The 14,412-nt window shown below is 70.6% G+C and carries 14 protein-coding genes; 5 read left to right on the top strand and 9 right to left on the bottom strand.

Features of this window, described 5'->3' with window-relative positions; translation table 11 throughout:
* Window positions 1-145: 145 nt before the first annotated feature.
* Window positions 146-1,957: an oligoendopeptidase F gene (gene pepF, locus M8445_RS12105; RefSeq protein ID WP_273988003.1), complete on the bottom strand. Its 1,812-nt coding sequence runs from the start codon at window positions 1,955-1,957 to the stop codon at window positions 146-148.
* 103 nt (window positions 1,958-2,060) lie between these two features.
* Here pepF and M8445_RS12100 point away from each other — a divergent pair, with 103 nt between their 5' ends.
* On the top strand, window positions 2,061-3,314 hold the full coding sequence (locus M8445_RS12100) for an MFS transporter (protein WP_273988002.1): 1,254 nt from the start codon (window positions 2,061-2,063) through the stop codon (window positions 3,312-3,314).
* Window positions 3,315-3,375: 61 nt separating this feature from the next.
* Here M8445_RS12100 and trpA read toward each other — a convergent pair whose 3' ends face one another.
* From trpA to M8445_RS12070, 6 genes are all read right to left on the bottom strand, one after another.
* On the bottom strand, window positions 3,376-4,206 hold the full coding sequence (gene trpA / locus M8445_RS12095) for a tryptophan synthase subunit alpha (RefSeq protein ID WP_273988001.1): 831 nt from the start codon (window positions 4,204-4,206) through the stop codon (window positions 3,376-3,378).
* Complete coding sequence (trpB, locus tag M8445_RS12090; RefSeq protein ID WP_273988000.1) at window positions 4,203-5,546, bottom strand: tryptophan synthase subunit beta; 1,344 nt, start codon at window positions 5,544-5,546, stop codon at window positions 4,203-4,205. The genes trpA and trpB overlap by 4 nt, the downstream gene beginning before the upstream one ends.
* Window positions 5,547-5,688: 142 nt before the next feature.
* Entirely contained in the window at window positions 5,689-6,582 is an 894-nt protein-coding gene (gluQRS, locus tag M8445_RS12085; RefSeq protein ID WP_273987999.1) for a tRNA glutamyl-Q(34) synthetase GluQRS, read from the bottom strand.
* Window positions 6,583-6,591: 9 nt separating this feature from the next.
* On the bottom strand, window positions 6,592-7,107 hold the full coding sequence (locus tag M8445_RS12080; RefSeq protein WP_273987998.1) for a hypothetical protein: 516 nt from the start codon (window positions 7,105-7,107) through the stop codon (window positions 6,592-6,594).
* 34 nt (window positions 7,108-7,141) lie between these two features.
* Window positions 7,142-7,444 carry a hypothetical protein gene (locus M8445_RS12075; protein WP_273987997.1) on the bottom strand — a complete coding sequence of 101 codons (303 nt, stop codon included), beginning with the start codon at window positions 7,442-7,444 and terminating at the stop codon, window positions 7,142-7,144.
* 35 nt (window positions 7,445-7,479) lie between these two features.
* Window positions 7,480-8,088 carry a ParA family protein gene (locus M8445_RS12070; RefSeq protein ID WP_273987996.1) on the bottom strand — a complete coding sequence of 203 codons (609 nt, stop codon included), beginning with the start codon at window positions 8,086-8,088 and terminating at the stop codon, window positions 7,480-7,482.
* A 107-nt stretch (window positions 8,089-8,195) separates the two neighbouring features.
* Between M8445_RS12070 and M8445_RS12065 the strand changes: the two genes are divergently transcribed.
* From M8445_RS12065 to M8445_RS12050, 4 genes are all read left to right on the top strand, one after another.
* The gene (locus M8445_RS12065; RefSeq protein ID WP_273987995.1) at window positions 8,196-8,411 is read left to right on the top strand and encodes a hypothetical protein; all 216 of its coding nucleotides are present in this window, start codon (window positions 8,196-8,198) and stop codon (window positions 8,409-8,411) included.
* 62 nt (window positions 8,412-8,473) lie between these two features.
* Window positions 8,474-9,340, top strand: a complete 867-nt coding sequence (locus M8445_RS12060) for a PIG-L family deacetylase (RefSeq protein WP_273987994.1) — start codon at window positions 8,474-8,476, stop codon at window positions 9,338-9,340.
* 308 nt (window positions 9,341-9,648) lie between these two features.
* Window positions 9,649-10,746, top strand: a complete 1,098-nt coding sequence (locus tag M8445_RS12055; RefSeq protein WP_273987993.1) for a BMP family lipoprotein — start codon at window positions 9,649-9,651, stop codon at window positions 10,744-10,746.
* Between the two features lie 106 nt (window positions 10,747-10,852).
* Window positions 10,853-11,305 carry a DoxX family protein gene (locus M8445_RS12050; RefSeq protein WP_273987992.1) on the top strand — a complete coding sequence of 151 codons (453 nt, stop codon included), beginning with the start codon at window positions 10,853-10,855 and terminating at the stop codon, window positions 11,303-11,305.
* 72 nt (window positions 11,306-11,377) lie between these two features.
* Here M8445_RS12050 and M8445_RS12045 read toward each other — a convergent pair whose 3' ends face one another.
* Both M8445_RS12045 and M8445_RS12040 read right to left on the bottom strand, forming a co-directional pair.
* Entirely contained in the window at window positions 11,378-12,505 is a 1,128-nt protein-coding gene (locus M8445_RS12045; RefSeq protein ID WP_273987991.1) for a protease complex subunit PrcB family protein, read from the bottom strand.
* Window positions 12,506-12,630: 125 nt separating this feature from the next.
* Window positions 12,631-14,295: a DNA repair protein RecN gene (locus M8445_RS12040; protein WP_273987990.1), complete on the bottom strand. Its 1,665-nt coding sequence runs from the start codon at window positions 14,293-14,295 to the stop codon at window positions 12,631-12,633.
* Window positions 14,296-14,412 lie beyond the last annotated feature (117 nt).

The following is a 14,412-nucleotide window of genomic DNA, read 5'->3' as shown; positions in this document are numbered from 1 at the left end:
TCGGCGGTTGCGCCGCCCGGGCCTGAAGGCAGCCGGCCTTCCCGGATCACAGGAAAGGCGCACCCACTGGTCAGTGCAGGGGTGCGCGCGGGATGGTGCGGGCCGGATCAGGAAAGCCTGAGAGCGGTGTGACTGAACGCGGTTGTCAGCGGCGCCCGGCGAGCAGTTCTTCCAGGCGGGCCACGTAGCCTTCCAGGGTGCGGAAGGTGGCCTGCACGGGCGCGGGGCTCAGCATGTCCACGCCCGCCTCGCGCAGCGCGTCGATGGGGTCCAGGCGGCCGCCAGAGCGCAGGAAGCGCAGGTAGTTCTCGCGGGCGGCGTCCGGGTCGCCCGCGAAGGTCTCCAGGAGCTGGTGCGCGGCGCTGATGCCGGTCGCGTACTGGTACGCGTAGAAGTTGGCGTACAGGTGCGTGCTGAACTGCGCCCACAGGATGCCGCTGCGTTCGCGGTCCATGGTCACGCCGTCGCCGTAGCCCTGGGCAAGCAGGTCGGCGGTCAGTTCGGTCAGGTCCGGGGCGCTCAGGGTGCCGCCCGCCTCGATCCGGCGGTACGCTTCGAGTTCGAAGGCGGCCAGGGTCGGCATGATGAAGAAGTACCGGTGGAAGTTCGACAGGGCCTCCTCGATGATCTGCACCTCAAACTCGGTATCGCCGTTTTCCCGGGCCTGTTTCAGCAGGTGGGCGCGCACCATCGCCTGATTGAAGTTGCTGGCGACTTCCGCGTGGAACAGCGTGTAGCGCGGCACCGAGTACGGGTGCTCACGCATGGACAGCAGCGAGTGCATGGAGTGCCCGATCTCGTGCGCCAGGGTGCTGTAACTGTTCATGGTGTCGTTCCAGGTCATGAAGATGAACGGTTTGACGCGCCCGCCGCCGTTGCTGTACGCGCCCTGGCGTTTGCCGTCGTTCTCGGCGTAGTCCACCCAGCGTTCGGTGGTCAGGCCCGAGAGCATGTCCTGCACGTACTCCTCGCCCAGTGGGGCCATGCCCTCGCCGATCCAGGTGACGGCCTGCGCGTAGTCCACGTGGCGGGGGGGGACCAGCGCGGCCTTCACGTCGTACTCGCGCAGTTCGTTCAGGCCCAGCCACTCGCGGCGCACCCGCCAGTAGCGGTGCCAGATGGGGGTGCTGGCGCGGTAGGTGTGCAGCAGGGTGGTGACCACGTCGGTGGGAATGCGGTCCGGGGCCAGGGACGCCGTGATCGCGTCCGGGTAGCGGCGGGCGCGGGCCAGGAACACGCTCTGGCGGATGTTCGTGGCGTACATGGCGGCCTGCGAGTGCCGCGCGGCGAGGTGCGCGTCGGCGTACCCTTCCCAGGCCTCGCGGCGCACCTCGCGGTCCGGGTGGGAGGTCAGGCGATCCACGTTCCCCTGCGTGACCGTCTCGCCGCCCGCCGTGCCGAAGCGCAGGTCCATGTTCGCCAGCGCCGGGTGAATGCCGCGCTCGGAGGCGAAGGGGGCCTGCACGGCGCCCAGCAGTTCCTCGACCTCGGCGCTGCGGACGTGCGGCTTGCCGCGCAGGATACGTTCCAGGCGCACGCGCTGGTCCGCGAAGTCCGGGCGGTCCAGCCAGCCGCGCACCGTCGCCTCGTCCAGGGCCAGCAGTTCCGGGCGGTAGAAGGCGGCCGTGCTGCCGTAGTGCGCGCCCAGGTTCCCGGCGCGGTCACGGCGGGCGGCGGCCACAGCGTCCCGGCCGTCCACGCTGGCGGTCATGCCGGCGTACGACATGAAGCGGTTCAGACGCAGTTCCACGTCGTCGGCGGCCGCCAGGTAGGCCAGCAGGCCGTCCGGGGTACCCAGCTGTCCGGCGTGGACAGACAGCGTGGCGATGTCGCGGCTCAGGGCGTCTCCCTCGGCAGCCCAGGCGTCGGGCGTGGCGTACAGGGCCTCGATATCCCAGGTCTGCTCCTGCGGAACGTCCTGACGGCGGGGCAGCGTCTTGATCGGTTCAGGGGTCATGCCGGAGGCTAGCACCTCCTCACGGTCCATCCCGGCGTGGCGGGCTTACAGTGGTCCGGATGAACGGACGGACCCCCGCAGACCACCCAGAACGAGCACCCGAATGACCGCTGCCGCGCCCCCCACCCCCGCAGGCCTGAGCAGCATGCTGAAGCTCCCGCACGCCACCGGACTGGCCCTGAGTGTCTTCCTGCTGGGCTTCGGCCTGTCGCTGGCCGTGCCGTACCTGGCGCTGTACGCCGTGAACCGCGCCGGCATGAGCCCCTTCCAGATCGGCGTGTTCCTGACCGTGAACGCCGTGGCCGCCGTGCTGGTCGCCACGCTGCTGGCCCGCTGGAGCGACCGCCTGCCCAACCGCAAACCCATCGTGATGGCCACCCTGGCCGCCGGGGCCGCCGCGTACGCCCTGATCAGCGTCACGCCCAGCTTCGCGGGCCTGCTGACCATCGGCGTGCTGCTGCTGTCCCTGGGGGCCGCCGCGTTCCCGCAGGTGTTCTCGTTTGCGCGCGCCAGCCTCAAGGATGTCCCCGCTGACCTCGCCGACCGCGCCATGACCGTGCTGCGCAGCGTGTTCAGCCTGTCGTGGGTGGTCGGCCCCGGCCTGGGCGCGCTGCTGCTGGGCGACAGCAACTACCGCGCCGTGTTCCTGGCTGCCGCCGCGTGCTTCGCGCTGGCCGCCCTGCCGCTGATCCGCGTGCCGGGCCGCCGCCCGCTGCCCAGCCCCGGCGCTGCCCAGGCCACCGCCGAGCAGGAACGCGGCGCGCAACAGGCCGCCGCGCAGACCCGCCGCGCCAACCGCCGCGTGATCGCCTTCGGGGCCGCCGCGTTCGTGCTGTACGGCATGAGCATGCAGATGGGCATGGCGATGTTCCCGTTGTTCGTGACCGACACCCTGGGCGGCGACGCCCGCGAGGTCGGGTTCCTGGTGGGCCTGTGCGCGCTGCTGGAAATCCCGGTCATGCTGGCCCTGGTCATGTGGCGGCGCCTGCCCGGCGTGCCCACCCTGATTGCCGCCGGGATGGGCCTGTTCGTGCTGCACTTCGCGCTGATCGTCCTGTCGAACAGCCTGCCCCTGCTGATCGCCGCGCAGGTCGTGCGCGCGGTCGTCCTGGCGATCCTGGCGGGCCTGGGCATGACCTACTTCCAGACGCTGATGCCCGGCCGCTTCAGCGCCGCCACCACCCTGTTCGCGAACACCAGCAGCGTGGGCGCGATGCTCAGCGGCGTCACGTCCGGCGCGGTCGCGCAGACCTTCGGGTACCGCAGCGTGTTCGTGCTGTGCGCCGCCCTGACCCTGATCGCCTGGGGCGTCATGACCCGCAACAACCTCCGCGCCGCCCGCACCCTGCCCGCCTGATAAGGCCACGCAGCAGCCGGGCCGCAGGGGAATGTCCCACGCGGCCCGGCTGCTGAAGCATTCAGTCCTTGCGGCAACCCTCGGCGATGCCGGCGGCCAGGGCGCCCACGTCCTGTCCGTGCTGCACGGCGTTGATGAAGGCGCTGCCCACGACCACGCCGTCCGCGACCTGCGCGACCTGATGGGCGGTCTCGGCGTCTTTCACTCCGAAGCCCACGGCGACCGGCACGCGGGCGTACTGGCGGGCCAGGGCCAGCATGGCGGGCACCTCGCCCAGCGCCGCGCCCTCACGGGTGCCGGTCACGCCGGTCACGCTGACGGCGTACAGGAAGCCCGTGCAGGCCTCCGCGACCAGTTTCACGCGTTCGGGGGTGCTGGTGGGGGCGATCAGGAACGTCACGGCGATGCCGTGCTCGGCGGCGAGGTCCGCAATTTCCAGATCCTGGTCGGGCGGCAGGTCCGGGAGGATCAGGCCGTCCACCCCGGCGTCCTGCGCCAGTCGCATGAATTCGCGCGGCCCGACGGCGTAGATGGGGTTCACGTAGGTCATGATCACGACCGGCGTGTCGTGCCGGGCGCGCAGGTCCTTGACGAGTTGCAGGGTGTGGCGGGTGCTGGTGCCGCCGCCCAGGGCCTGCTCGCTGGCCCGCTGAATGGTAGGGCCGTCGCCGAGGGGGTCGCTGTACGGAATGCCGACTTCCAGCAGGTCCGCCTGGGTCAGCAGGGCGTCCGCCACAGCCGGGAAGGCGGACGCAGTGGGGTACCCGGCCGTCATGAAGGGAATGAACGCGGCGCGGCCTTCCTGCGCGGCGCGGGCGAACGCCGCGTGAATACGGGTCGCGCCGGGCACGGTGGCCTGCGGCTGGGCGCCGGTCTGGACGGGGGCGGTCATGCCTGCACCTCCTGCTGGGCCATGATGGACGGGGTATGCCCGGACTGGGTGTGAGTGGGCTGGGTGTAACCCGGCAGGTTGTGGCCCGGCAGATTATGGCTGGGCGTGCTGCTCTGCCCTTCCGGCAGATCCAGCAGGCGCATGACCTCGGCCACGTCCTTGTCGCCGCGCCCGGACAGGTTCACCACGATGATCTGCTCGGGGCGCATGGTGCGGGCCAGTTCGACCGCATGGTAGATGGCGTGCGCGCTTTCCAGCGCGGGAATGATGCCTTCCAGGCGGGTGCACAGTTGCAGGCCTTCAAGCGCCTGGGCGTCCGTGACGGGCACGTACTCGGCCAGTCCGGTGTCGCTGTACAGGCAGTGTTCCGGGCCGATGCCGGGGTAGTCCAGGCCCGCGCTGATGGAGTGCGGCGGCACGATCTGCCCCTCGGAATCGTTCAGCAGGTACATCATGCTGCCGTGCAGCACGCCCACGCGCCCGCCGGCCACGCTGGCGGCGTGCCGTCCGGTGTCCACGCCTTCCCCGGCGGCCTCGGTGCCGATCAGGCGGGGGCGCTGGCCGTCAGGCAGGTACGCGTACGGCGCGAAGATACCGATGGCGTTGCTGCCGCCGCCCACGCAGGCGACGATGACGTCCGGGGTGGGGGTGCCCTCCAGCGCCTGGAGTTGCACCTTGACTTCCTCGCCGATCACGCTCTGAAAATCGCGGACCATGGCGGGGTACGGGTGCGGCCCGACGACGCTGCCCAGGATGTAGAAGGTGTCGCGGACGTTCGTGACCCAGTCGCGGATGGCCTCGTTGGTGGCGTCCTTGAGGGTGCTGGTGCCGCTGGTGACGGCGCGGACCTCGGCGCCCAGCAGTTTCATGCGGAACACGTTCAGTTCCTGGCGGCGGATGTCCTCGGCGCCCATGTACACCACGCAGTCCAGGCCCAGCAGGGCGGCGGCGGTGGCGCTGGCCACGCCGTGCTGCCCGGCCCCGGTTTCGGCCACGACCCGCTGTTTGCCCATGCGCTTGGCGAGCAGGGCCTGCGCGAGGCAGTTGTTGATCTTGTGCGCGCCGGTGTAGTTCTGATCCTCGCGTTTCAGGTAGATTTTCGCGCCGCCGGCGTGCGCGGTGAGGCGCTCGGCGAGGTACAGGCCGCTGGGCCGGCCCACGAATTCGCGGTGCAGCCGCTCGAGTTCGTTCAGGTAGGCGGGGTCGGTCTTGGCGGTCAGATAGGCCTGTTCGAGTTCGTCGAGGGCGGGAATCAGCGTTTCGGGCACGTACCGGCCGCCAAAGCGGCCGTAGCGGCCGCGTTCGTCCGGTTGCGGGTAGGTGGGAAGGGTCAGGGGCATGGGTTCAGCGTAGGACTGCCGCTCCGAACGTCCGTTTGGCAAACTTAGACAACTCGTCTAAGTTTGGCCTGTTTGGCCGCTTTTCGTCTGACAGGTCCGGACAGTGAGAATCCGCGCAATTCACCGACAGGGACGCACGCCCTCACCCCGCGCCGGGCCGCGCGAGTTCCGCCGACCAGAGGGGCAGCAGGTCCGGCAGGCTCACCTCGTCCTGCACCAGCCAGCCCAGGCTACGGGCCAGTTCCGCGCGGATACGGGCCGCGCTCTCCCCTGCCTCACGCAGCGCCGAGAGCGGCGGCGCTCCCCCCCGCTTGGCGAGGCGCTCGCCCCGGTAATCGGTCATCAGCGGCACGTGCAGGTAGCGGGGCGTGGGCAGACCCAGTGCCGCCTGAAGCGCAGCCTGCCGGGGCGTGGCCGTCCAGAGGTCCTCGCCGCGCAGCACGTCGGTCACGCCGCCCGCCGCGTCATCCACCACGACCGCCAGGTGGTAGGCGTACACGCCGTCGTTGCGGCGCAGCACCAGATCACCCACGTCCGCGCGCAGGTCCTGGCACAGCGTCCGGCCGCTCAGGGCGTCGTGCGCGCAGGCCTCCCCCTCCGGCACGCGCCAGCGCAGCGCCGCCGGGCGGTCCGGGCTCCGGGGTGCGGCGCGGCAGGTGCCGGGGTACACGGGCTCCTCGCCGTGCGGCGCCCCGGCGCTGTCCTGGATGGCGTCCCGGATCTCGCGCCGGGTGCAGGTGCAGGGGTAGGTGTCCAGGCGCGCGGCGGCGTCCCGGTACAGGTCCAGCCGCCGCGACTGAATGACTTCCCCGTCCCAGTCCAGGCCCAGCCACTCCAGATCCCGGCGGGTCAGGTCGTACGCCCAGGGGCGGACCCGCCCGGTATCCAGGTCCTCGAAGCGCAGCAGGTGACGCCCCCCGTGCGCGCGGGAGTGCAGCCACGCCAGCAGCGCCGTGCGGGCGTTGCCCAGGTGCATGGCCCCGGTCGGACTGGGCGCAAAGCGTCCCACCACACCAGTCCCTCCTGATCCCGTCATGCACGCAGGCTAGCGCAGGTCGTCCCAGACGGCCAGCAGCACCGAGACGATCACGGCCACGAACGCCAGGAACGTCACGAAGCGGCCCAGCGGGTCGGCCAGTCCCAGCGAGTTGTGCAGCGGGTTCCAGCCGCCCAGTAGCTGCCACCAGTCGTGGGTGTCCGGATCGCCCGTGATCAGGTCCAGTTGCCGCAGCGGCGCGTCCCGGATGTACGCCGCCACGCCCGACAGCGACTGCGCCAGCCACAGGCCCACGATACCCGCCGAGTACCGGTCGCCGCGCACCATGAACGCGGCGGCGCAGGCCAGCGGTACCGCCACCTGCATCAGGCTGCCGCCCAGCAGCATGAGCGTCTCGCCCGCCCAGGCCAGCAGGACGTGCCCGGCCTCGTGGAAGATCAGGTTCGCGCCGTCCAGCACGCCGCCCCGCAGGGGGTTCAGCAGGCCGGGCACGGTCACCAGCAGCGCCAGAGCCAGCCCGGCCAGCCTCAGCGCCAGCGCCGCGCCTGGGCTCAGGCCAGCCATGCCACCCGACGTGCTATCCGGCAGGTCACGCGCGTCAGGCGCGCTCGCGCAGCCACGCCAGCAGCAGGTCCTCGACCAGTTCGCTGACGCTTTCGCCGCCCTCGGCCTTCACGGCGCGCCACACGGCCCGCACCGTTTCCTTGCGGACGTACACCGCCTCGACCCGCTCGGCGGTCTCGCCCTTGCTGCGCCCGTCGGGTTCCGGCGTGACCTTCAGGGCCTTGCGGGCCTTCCCGCCCTTCTTGCGGCCCTTCTTCCCGGCCCGGCGGGGGGCGCCGCTGTCGGCCGTCTCCGGCGCCGGGGCTTCCCGTTCCTGCAGGTAATCGAAGCGTCCCACCTACTTTCCCCCTGCCATATTCACTGGCGCGCGCTTCACAGGATCTCGCGTGACAGGGCCAGCACGTCGTCCCAGGCGGCCGCGGCGCGCGGGTCGCGCACGTCGCAGGCCAGGACGCCCTGCTCGGCGGCCCGCTGGAACGCCGCGTACTGACGGACCAGGGTGTTGCACACGGTGATGCCGTCCTCGCGCAGGTCCTCGCGGATGTCCTCGGCGGCGCGGCCCACCGGGGGCACGCGGGTCAGGACCACGCGGGTCTTGCGTCCGGCATCCTCGGCCAGCAGGAAGTCCATCAGTTCCCGCGTGGCCTCCACCTCCAGGGGGGACACGCCACTGGGTACCAGGATCAGGTCGGTGCGCTGCGCGAGTTGCCGCAGGTCCTTGCGTCGCGGGCGGCCCTCGGTGTCCAGGATGACCACGTCGAAGTCCGCCAGTCGGCGGGGTTTCACGTCCCCGGCGTCCAGCACGGGGAACGGCAGGCCGCTGCTGCGGGCCGCCCAGCGCAGGCTGCTGCCCACGCGGCCGTCCTCGTCGATCAGCAGGACCTTGCGGTTGCTGGCGTGCGCCGCGCCCGCGAGGTGCACGGCCAGCGTGCTTTTCCCCACGCCGCCCTTCTCGGATGTGATGGCCACCACCTTCGTCATGCGTCCGAGCGTAGCAGACACCCTGCGCCGGGCGTATCAGGGCCACGCGGGCCATGCTGGCAGCCGGCGGGGCACCAGTCACGCGCCGTGAGCGGCATGCTGGGCGGGTGATCACCGAGGAGCAGCACGCGCAGATGATGGAAGCCGGAGTGTACTGGACGGCCCGCGCCATGCAGGAACAGGGCAGCCGCTTTTACCGCGCGCTGGGAGAGGCGCTGGAAGCCGCCGACGCCGGGAACCGCCGCCTGATCTACCGCACGTGGCCGGACGCACTGTGGGACTTCCACGGGCGCGGGCAGGTGCTGGCCGCCCGCGAAGCCTGACGGCGTGGCGAATGGGGAGGCCGGCACACCCGCCTGCGGGCGCGGCCCGTACACTGCCCGGCATGACTGACCTGAACGCTCCGGAGCCGCACACTGCGCCTGCCCTCAATACCCGCCCGACCCTGCTGGCCGTGTTCGCCCACCCGGACGACGAGGCCTTCAGCGTGGGCGGCACCCTGACGCACTACGCGCGGCTGGGCGTGAACGTGGTGCTGGCCTGCGCCACGCGCGGCGAGGCCGGGAAGATCACGGTGCCCGGCATGACCGTCACCGACCTGGGCGCCCAGCGCGAGCAGGAACTGATCGAGGCGTGCCGCGCGCTGGAAATCCCCGCCCCGGTCTTCCTGGATTACCACGACTCCGGCCGGTACGAGCGCACCCGCCACGATGATCCGCTGGCCATGATGAACGTGAACCCGCTGGACGTGGAGGTGAAACTGCGCGCCCTGATCGAGCAGGTGCAGCCGCAGGTAATGGTGACCTTCGACCCGCACGGCGGGTACGGGCACGTGGATCACCTGCAGATTCACCGGGCGGCCAGTGCGGCGTTCTTCAGCGCGGGGTCCCTGCCGTACGGCGGCCCGAAACGGCTGTACTTCACGGCCATGAGCGTCGAGTCGGCGGCGGGCATCGCGCGCATGGGGCAGGACCTCGACCCGCTGGTGTACGGCGTGTCCGAGGAGACCTTCGCGGTGCGGATGGACGTGTCCGCCTACGCCGGGAACAAGGCGGCGGCGCTGGCGGCGCACGGCACGCAGATGGGCGAGCAGAGCCTGCTGGGCCGCATGACGCCCGAGGAGCGAGAGGCGATGCAGGAGCGCCTGGGCCACGAGAACTTCAGTATCGGCGGAACGCGCACGCCCATCCACCAGTACCCGCTGCGCGGCCTGTTCGACGGCCTGGACGGCTTCGGGCACCTGGACAGCTGAGCGCGTCGGAACTGCCGAAAATGGCCGGAGGCAGAAGCGACCATCTCCCCTGTCTGCTCTCTCACCTGTCTGCTCTGATGAGCGGGCGATTGGAAGAATGCGCTGGACGGTGCGGGTTTCGTGGGTGTGCGGTGAAGCCCGTATCAGACGACCGTCAGGCGCAAGCGTTAAGAAGTTCACAAGAATTCTCCTACCCGCTACCGGCCCCCTCTGTGGTTAAGAGTGTGACCCTGGTGGGGACTGGACAGACGCAGAATTCCGTATACTCTGTTCAAGCATTCATCAACGAACACTCTGGAGGAACACCCATGAAGAAGATCCTGACCATTGCCCTTGCCCTGAGCGCCAGCGTCGCCTCTGCCCAGACCATGCGCGTCGGCATCGCCTACGACGCCGGCGGTAAATTCGACAAGAGCTTCAACCAGAGCGCCTACGAGGGCACCCAGCGCGCCGTGAAGAACCTGGGCATCAAGTCCTCCGACTTCGAACCCAGCGACCCCAGCCAGACCGTGCAGGGCATCCGCTCCTTCGCCAACGAAGGCTTCGACCTGACCGTGGGCGTGGGCTTCGCCAACAACGCCAGCATCAGCCAGGTCGCCAAGGAAAACCCTGACCTGTACTTCGGCCTGATCGACGACGTGTCCTCCGAGAAGAACGTCGCCAGCCTGGTCTTCCAGGAAGAGCAGGGCAGCTACCTCGTCGGCTACATCGCCGCGCTGAACAGCTCGACCGGCGTCGTGGGCTTCGTGGGCGGCATGGACATCCCCCTGATCCACAAGTTCGAGGCGGGCTACACGGCCGGCGCGAAAGCCGCCAACCCCAAGGTCAAGATCATCGCGCAGTACGTGGGCACCACCCCCGACGCCTGGAACAACCCCGGCAAGGCCAAGGAAATCGCCGGTAGCATGCGCGCCAAGGGTGCGGACATCATCTTCGCGGCTGCCGGTGCGTCCGGGAACGGCGTGATCGACTACATCAAGCAGACCCAGTGCCTGAAAGCCAGCGCCCTGCCCAGCGGCGTGAAGTTCAGCAGCAACAAGTTCGCGTCCCTCAAGAAGAGCGACGCCTACGCCAAGGCCTGCGCCGGCGACGCCCGCCCCATGTTCTTCATCGGCGTGGACAGCAACCAGAACTACCTGGGCGACTTCGACAAGAACCCCGCCACCATGAACCACGGCCTGACCAGCATGCTCAAGCGCGTCGACAACGCTGTCTACGCCCTGATCAAGGACGTCAAGGAAGACAAGTTCAAGGGTGGCGAGCGCCGCTTCGGTCTGAAAGAAGGCGGCGTGGGCTACTCCGTCGACCAGTACAACAAGGCCCTGATCACCAGCGCCCAGGTATCCCGCCTGGAAGCCGTGAAGGCCAAGATCATCAGCGGCGCCATCAAGGTTCCCAGCAAGTAATCCGTCTCTCAGGCCCCTGGGCCTGAAGCGCTGCGGCGGCCCTCCCGGTGTGGGGGGCCGCCGCCTGCGTGTGCCCCAGGCAGGCGCGCCGGGTACACTGGCAATTGTGAGACAACACCCGGAAGCGGCGCTGACGGTGATCAGGATGGCGACCGCCGCCATCTTCACTGCACATGGGTTCCAGAAGATCTTCACGGCGGGCCTGCCCAGCGTGACCGAGACCTTCACGCGCTCCGGGGTGCCGCTTCCGCTGCTGACCGCGCCCCTGAGCGCCGTGCTGGAACTCTCCGGTGGACTGCTGCTGCTGCTGGGACTGGCCTCCAGGCCACTGGCGGGCACGCTGGCGGCGCTGGTGGTCGTGACGCAACTTCCGGGCCTGCTGTCCGGACCAGTCGGCTGGGGGCGGCTGGAAGTTCCGTGGTTGCTGCTGTGCGGCACTCTGGCCGTCCTGATCGGCGGGCCCGGCCTGACCGTCAGTGCGGGAACGCGGGCAACGCACCCCCCCGAGGGGGCAGGCCCCCGGCGGCGGGCCCGGCCGGCCAGTCGCAGAACCCCGTAGTCAAAGCGCCCGCCGGAACATCAGTTCCAGGCGGGCGCTGCGTTCAAGGGGACGCTGTGTTCAGGCTCGGCGTCAGCGGTCGTTGCCTGCGCCGCTCTGGAGCGGCTGGCCGGCCGTGTCCACGACCCGGACCTGGGTGAAGCTGCCGGGAACCTGCACGATGGCCCAGGGGCTGGTGATGGCCTGCGTGGTGAACGAGTTCGCGGCCGGGGCCTTGACCTGCACGACCAGGGTCAGGACGCCGCTGCTGACGCTGGCCCCCGTGACTTTCAGGCTGTAGCCGCCGGTGGCCCGCTGGCCCAGGAACACGCCGACCAGGGTCGAGCCGTTCAGGGTAGGCGGGGTGGGCGCGCCGGTCTGACGGGCGTACGCGGCGGCGTACAGGGTGCGTGCCTCGCTGCTGGTGCGGGCCACGCGGGTGACGGGGGCGGTTTCGCTGGACTGCGTGCCGCTGGCAAGTTCGGTGAAGGTCACGGCGGCTCCTGGCAGAGTGGCGCTGGGGGGCGGGGTCAGGGGGGGCGTGGTGGGGCGGCCCGGCAGGGTGGGCGTCACGGCGGTCTGGGTGGGCACGTTCGGCAGGACGTACAGGGCCGTGCGGCGGTACTCGGTGGGGGCGGGTTCCACTCCCAGGGGCGCGTCGGGGATGGCGGCGCTGTCGAGCACGCCGACCGCCAGGGGTCCCTGGCCCAGCAGGGCGCGGCCCAGCGCGGCTCCTTCCTCGCTGGTCAGCTGTCCGGCGCTGCCGAGGCCGTCGCTGCGGGTGCCGCTCACGGTGCCGCTGGTACCGTTCAGTTTGGTCCAGGTCTGCCCGTCCGTGAAGTACACGGCGCTCAGGGCCGCGCCGGGCAGCGGCGTGACGTTGAAGGTGCCGTCGGTGCGGCGCGTGACGCTGAGTTTCTGCGCGGTGACGCTGGTGGCCGAGCGGTACGTGGCCTTGCCGTTCACGCTGAGCGTGCCGGGCAGGCCCAGGTCGTCGCTGATCTGGGCGCGCAGTTCGGCGGTGTTCGCGCCGAGTTTCACGCTGCTCTGGGCGCTGCCCTGGCCCAGCGTGCCGTACACCCACACGATGCGTTCCTGGGTGCCGCCGTACAGCAGGGCCTCGTGAACACGCAGGTTACCGGGGGCGGACATGGTGCAGGCGCTCAGCAGACTCACGCCGAGCAGCGCGGCGCCCAGCAGGGGCAGGTGGGATCGGGTCATGTCTAGCAGCTTAGGCATCCCGCCTGACGCTCAACTGAAGGTCACCTTTACCAAAGGCACACCTCGTGGCCTGCGGCCCGGCGCCGCGACGTTTCCGGGGGCTCTGCCGGTCAGGCGCGGCGGCCCTAGCCCAGCAGTTCCCGGGCGTGTTGCAGGGCGGCGTCGCTGGTGTTGCCGCTGAGCATGCGGGCAATCTCGTGCAGGCGCTCCTCTGGCGGCAGCAGGCGCACGCGGCTGACGGTGCGGCCGGCCTCCACACTCTTTTCCACCTTGAAGTGATGGTCGGCCTGCGCGGCAATCTGCGCGAGGTGGGTGACCACGAACACCTGCCGCGTCTGCGCGAGGTGCCGCAGTTGCGCCGCAACAGCCAGGGCCGCGCCCCCGCCGATGCCCGCGTCGACCTCGTCGAACACCACGGCGGGCGTGTCGGCTCCCAGCACGGTGCTGATGGCCAGCATCACGCGTGAGAGTTCCCCGCCGGAGGCCACGTCGGCCAGCGGGGCGAGGTCCTCGCCGGGGTTCGCGGTGAACTGCAGGGTCACGTCGCTCAGGCCGTGCGCGCCGGGTTCGGCCAGGGGGGTCAGCTGGAATTCCAGGCGGGCGTGCGGCATGCCGAGTTGCCGGATCACGCCGACCAGTTCGGCGGCCAGCGGCGCGGCGCGGCGGGTGCGGGCGGCGTCCAGGTCGGCGGCGGCGCGGCGCACGCCGGTCAGCAGGGCGGCCACGTCGGCGTCCAGTGTACCGGCGTCCTGCTCGTCGCGGGTCAGGGCGGCGAGTTCCTGCTCGACCTGCGCGTGGAAGGTCAGCACGTCGTCCAGGGTCGGGCCGTACTTGGCGCGCAGTTTGCCCAGCGCGCCCAGGCGGGCCTCGACCCGCGCGAGTTCCTCGGGGTCCGGGGCCTGATCCTCGGCCACGGCGCGCAGTTCCCCGGTGACGGCCTGCACGCTGTCGAGCGCCTCACGCAGTTCGCGTTGCAGTTGCGCGGTCGTCTCGTCGTAGCGGGCGCTGACGTTCAGGGAACGCACCGCCTCGGCCAGGAAGCCCAGGGCGTTCTCGTCGCCGTCGCTGAGGAGCGTGATGGCCCCGGCGGCTCCCTGCGCGATGCTTTCCAGGTTTGCCAAGCGGTTCAGGTCGGCCTGGAGGGGTTCCTCCTCGCCGGGCGTGGGGTTCACCTCGGTGATCTCGGCCGCCTGGAATTGCAGCAGGTCCAGCTGCCGGGCGCGCTCGCGTTCGCTGGCGCGCAGGGCCTCCAGGCGGGCGCGGGCCTCCGTCCAGGCTCGGTACGCGGCCGTGTACGCACCCAGTTCGGCGGGCAGCTGGCGGTCCAGCAGGGCACGCTGGTTGGCCGGGCCGAGCAGGCTGACGGCGCTGTGCTGCCAGTGGATGGTCAGGCGGCGCTGCGCCCAGTCCTGCAACTCGCGCAGCGTGACGACCTCGCCGTCCAGCCGGGCGGTGCTGCGGCCCTGGCTGGTCACGCGGCGACTGGCCACGTCGTCGTTCCAGAAGCCGGTCACGAGCAGGTCGTCCTCGCCTGTGCGGATCAGGTCGGTGTTGCTGCGCGATCCCAGCAGCAGGCCCAGGGCGTCCACAATGATGCTCTTGCCCGCGCCGGTCTCGCCGGTAAAGACGCTGAGGCCCGCGCCGAAGTGCAGGTCCAGCATCTGGATGGTCGCGAGATTCCGGACTTCCAGCCGGGTCAGGGGCGGCCCGGCGTCCACGGCCACTGCCGGGGCAGCCGGGAGCGGCGCGGTCTGGGTGGTCTCGTCGCGTGGGCGGGCCTTTCGGGTCACGCCGGCCAGTCTAGCGTCTGCCTCGCCGGGCAAGCGGGGTCAGCAGCAGGTTTCAGGGTTGGCTGGGGGTCAGGGTTGGCGGGCAGATGTCTGGCGGGGGGGCTGAACATGAAATCC

The sequence above is a fragment of the Deinococcus aquaticus genome (genome assembly GCF_028622095.1).
Classification (GTDB): Bacteria; Deinococcota; Deinococci; order Deinococcales; family Deinococcaceae; genus Deinococcus; species Deinococcus aquaticus.
The sequence above is the reverse complement of the archived record's forward strand: the minus strand, read 5'-3'. Positions and strand labels throughout refer to the sequence as shown.

Bases quoted from the DNA above. Each gene is read 5' to 3' on its own strand.
- pepF (WP_273988003.1), bottom strand. From the start codon at position 1,957: ATGACCCCTGAACCGATCAAGACGCTGCCCCGCCGTCAGGACGTTCCG.
- M8445_RS12100 (WP_273988002.1), top strand. From the start codon at position 2,061: ATGACCGCTGCCGCGCCCCCCACCCCCGCAGGCCTGAGCAGCATGCTG.
- trpA (WP_273988001.1), bottom strand. From the start codon at position 4,206: ATGACCGCCCCCGTCCAGACCGGCGCCCAGCCGCAGGCCACCGTGCCC.
- trpB (WP_273988000.1), bottom strand. From the start codon at position 5,546: ATGCCCCTGACCCTTCCCACCTACCCGCAACCGGACGAACGCGGCCGC.
- gluQRS (WP_273987999.1), bottom strand. From the start codon at position 6,582: ATGACGGGATCAGGAGGGACTGGTGTGGTGGGACGCTTTGCGCCCAGT.
- M8445_RS12080 (WP_273987998.1), bottom strand. From the start codon at position 7,107: ATGGCTGGCCTGAGCCCAGGCGCGGCGCTGGCGCTGAGGCTGGCCGGG.
- M8445_RS12070 (WP_273987996.1), bottom strand. From the start codon at position 8,088: ATGACGAAGGTGGTGGCCATCACATCCGAGAAGGGCGGCGTGGGGAAA.
- M8445_RS12060 (WP_273987994.1), top strand. From the start codon at position 8,474: ATGACTGACCTGAACGCTCCGGAGCCGCACACTGCGCCTGCCCTCAAT.
- M8445_RS12055 (WP_273987993.1), top strand. From the start codon at position 9,649: ATGAAGAAGATCCTGACCATTGCCCTTGCCCTGAGCGCCAGCGTCGCC.
- M8445_RS12045 (WP_273987991.1), bottom strand. From the start codon at position 12,505: ATGACCCGATCCCACCTGCCCCTGCTGGGCGCCGCGCTGCTCGGCGTG.